Origin of the sequence: Massilia sp. CT11-108 (assembly GCF_047302915.1) — a bacterium.
Taxonomy (GTDB): domain Bacteria; phylum Pseudomonadota; class Gammaproteobacteria; order Burkholderiales; family Burkholderiaceae_D; genus Telluria; species Telluria orientalis.
In genome coordinates this window covers 1-2543 of the sequence record NZ_JBKYMO010000665.1, presented here as the reverse complement: position 1 = coordinate 2543, position 2543 = coordinate 1, and the positions used below count along the sequence as shown (strand labels likewise).

General features: G+C 67.2%; 2 protein-coding genes and 1 pseudogene. 2 read left to right on the top strand and 1 reads right to left on the bottom strand.

Going from position 1 to position 2543, the window contains the following annotated elements; all coding sequences use genetic code 11:
* Positions 1–781, bottom strand: a pseudogene (locus ACEN88_RS29125) (phosphohydrolase); the annotation flags it as partial.
* 144 nt (positions 782–925) lie between these two features.
* On the opposite strand from ACEN88_RS29125, the gene ACEN88_RS29120 reads away from it, so the two are divergent.
* On the top strand, positions 926–1705 hold the full coding sequence (locus tag ACEN88_RS29120) for an alpha/beta fold hydrolase (protein WP_413345313.1): 780 nt from the start codon (positions 926–928) through the stop codon (positions 1703–1705).
* A gap of 79 nt (positions 1706–1784) precedes the next feature.
* Positions 1785–2369, top strand: a complete 585-nt coding sequence (gene pth, locus ACEN88_RS29115; protein ID WP_413345311.1) for an aminoacyl-tRNA hydrolase — start codon at positions 1785–1787, stop codon at positions 2367–2369.
* Positions 2370–2543 lie beyond the last annotated feature (174 nt).

Sequence of the window (2543 nt, the reverse complement as noted above, 5' to 3'; positions counted from 1 at the left end):
ACCGGCCCGCGCGCGCGGCGGCCGCTTCCACCAGCTCGGCCACGCGGCGCGAGTAACCCGCGAGCCACGGCAGCTTCAACTCCATCATGTCGGCCACGATGGACAGCGGCACGTGCCGCGCCAGCAGCGGGTCGACGGCCGCCGGCGCCGGCGTGTCCAGTTCGTCCAGCCACGCCTGCGCGTGCCCGGCAAGCAGGCGCGCGAGCGGCGCCGGGTACTTGCGGCCGGCCATCCGGGCGATCATCTGCAGCGCCTCGGGCAGGCCATGCGTGCGCGCGAGGATCTCGAGGTCGCCGGCCAGGCTCGTGTAGAAGACGACGGTCGGAATGGCCGATCCGCGCAACCGTTCCGGCAGGCCATTGCCATCGTAATGCTCCCAGACGTGACGCAGCCCCGCCTCGACTTCCGCCGGCAGACCCAGCAGGCCGGCGATGTCGCCCGACACCTCGCAGTGGATGCGTGCCAGCGGCGTCACGCTCTGGACCGTCAGCGGATTGTCCGCGGGCAGCGTCTGCGTGAGCATGGCGTCGCGGCCCCCGACGTCGTCGCCGAGCAGGGTCGCGAAGCCGGACGCGTTCGCCGTGCAGCCGGACCAGCGCAGCAGGGCGACGAGCCGCGCATGGCAGCAGGTGTCAAGCGTAGCGCCGTCGGCCTGCGCGAGGCGCGCCGCGAGTCGTGCCGCGCGGATGGAGCCATCGGTCGGCTGGCCCATGGACAGGTCGCCGACAAGGGCCAGGGCCTGGACGGCGTCTTCGACGGAGACGGTGTTGTCGATTTGCATCCCGGTACTGTAACGACGATGACGTGCGGCGGCAAGGTCGGGGTCGGTCGATCGACCGATACCGCGGTTCGGTCCGTCTCTCTACACTGGCTTCCATCGACACCCCAACCACGAACCACCTACTGACCAACTAAGGGAGCCATCATGAAAGCATCGATCACCACCGTCCTCCGCAGCGTCGCCGCCGCTGCCGCCATCGCCTCCGCCGGCACCGGTTTCGCCCACGCCGCCACCGCCGCCGAGCAACCGTCCGTCGTCATCGTCCACGGCGCATTCGCCGACGGCTCCGACTGGGCCAAAGTGATCCCGCTGCTGCAGGCCAAGGGCGTCAAGGTCACGGCCGTGCAGAACAGCCTGACGTCGCTGGCCGACGACGTCGCCGCCACCAAACGCGCGATCGACAACCAGCCGGGCAAGGTCGTGCTCGTCGGCCACTCGTGGGGCGGTACCGTGATCACGGAAGCGGGCGCGGGCGACAAGGTCGCGAGCCTCGTCTACGTTGCCGCGTTCGCACCGGACGCCGGCCAGGCTACCAGCGACCTCGGCAAGGACTTGCCGCCTGCGCCGGGCATCACCAAGCTGACGGTCGACAAGTTCGGCTTCGCCAGCCTGTCGCCGGCCGTGCTGAAAGAGAATTTCGCCCAGGACGTGCCCGCTGATCACGCCGCCGTGATGGCCGCCACCCAGGGCCCGATCGCAGTGAAAGCGTTCGGCGAGAAGACGACGGTCGCTGCGTGGAAAAACCACCCGAGCTGGTACATCGTCAGCAAGAACGACCGCATGATCCAGCCGGACCTGGAGCGCCGCTTCGCGAAGGCCATCGGCGCGAAGACGACTGAGCTGCCGACCAGCCACGTGCCGCAGCAGTCGCGTCCGGCGGACGTCGCCAAGGTGATCCTGGACGCTGTCGCCGCGAGCAAATAAGCGCTCAATGATCGTTCACGCGGCCGCGCCAGCCGCGTTTTACGTGATAATCGAGCTTTACGCTCGATTTTCACGTTTTATGCACATTCGCCTGATCGTCGGCCTCGGCAACCCCGGCCCGGAATACGAACAAACCCGTCACAACGCCGGCTTCTGGCTCGTCGACAACCTCGCCAACTCATTGCCCGGCTGCCACCTGCAGCGCGAATCGCGCTTCAACGCCATGGTCGCCAAGACATCGATCTCGGGCAAGGACGTCTGGCTGCTCGAGCCGCTGACCTTCATGAACCGCTCCGGCCAGTCCGTCGGCGGCCTGGCACGCTTCTTCAAGATCGGACCGGAAGAGATCCTCGTCGTGCACGACGAACTCGACCTGCCACCGGGCGCCGCCAAGCTCAAGCGCGGTGGTTCCTCGGGCGGCCACAACGGCCTGAAGGACATCACGGCCGCGCTCGGCACCCAGGATTACTGGCGCCTCCGCCTGGGCATCGGCCATCCGCGCACGCTGAATTTGCAGCAGGCCGTGGCCGACTTCGTGCTGCATCGCCCGCGCCGCGAAGAGCAGACCCTGATCGAGGAAGCCATCGATAAAAGCCTGCGCATCATTCCGATGGTATGCGAAGGCAAGATGAGCGCTGCGACGACGCAGCTGCACACTGACTGACGTTGCCGCAAACCGGGGTCAGAGCCCGAAATTTGGAAATTGCTCAAAATCGGGCTCTGACCCCGGTGTTCACGAGTCTCAGATCAGCCCGCGCGCCAGCGCCTTCAACGTGGCTGCGGGGCGTGAGCCCGATTCCAGCTTCTGAAAGATATTGTCGACGTGCATGCGGACGCT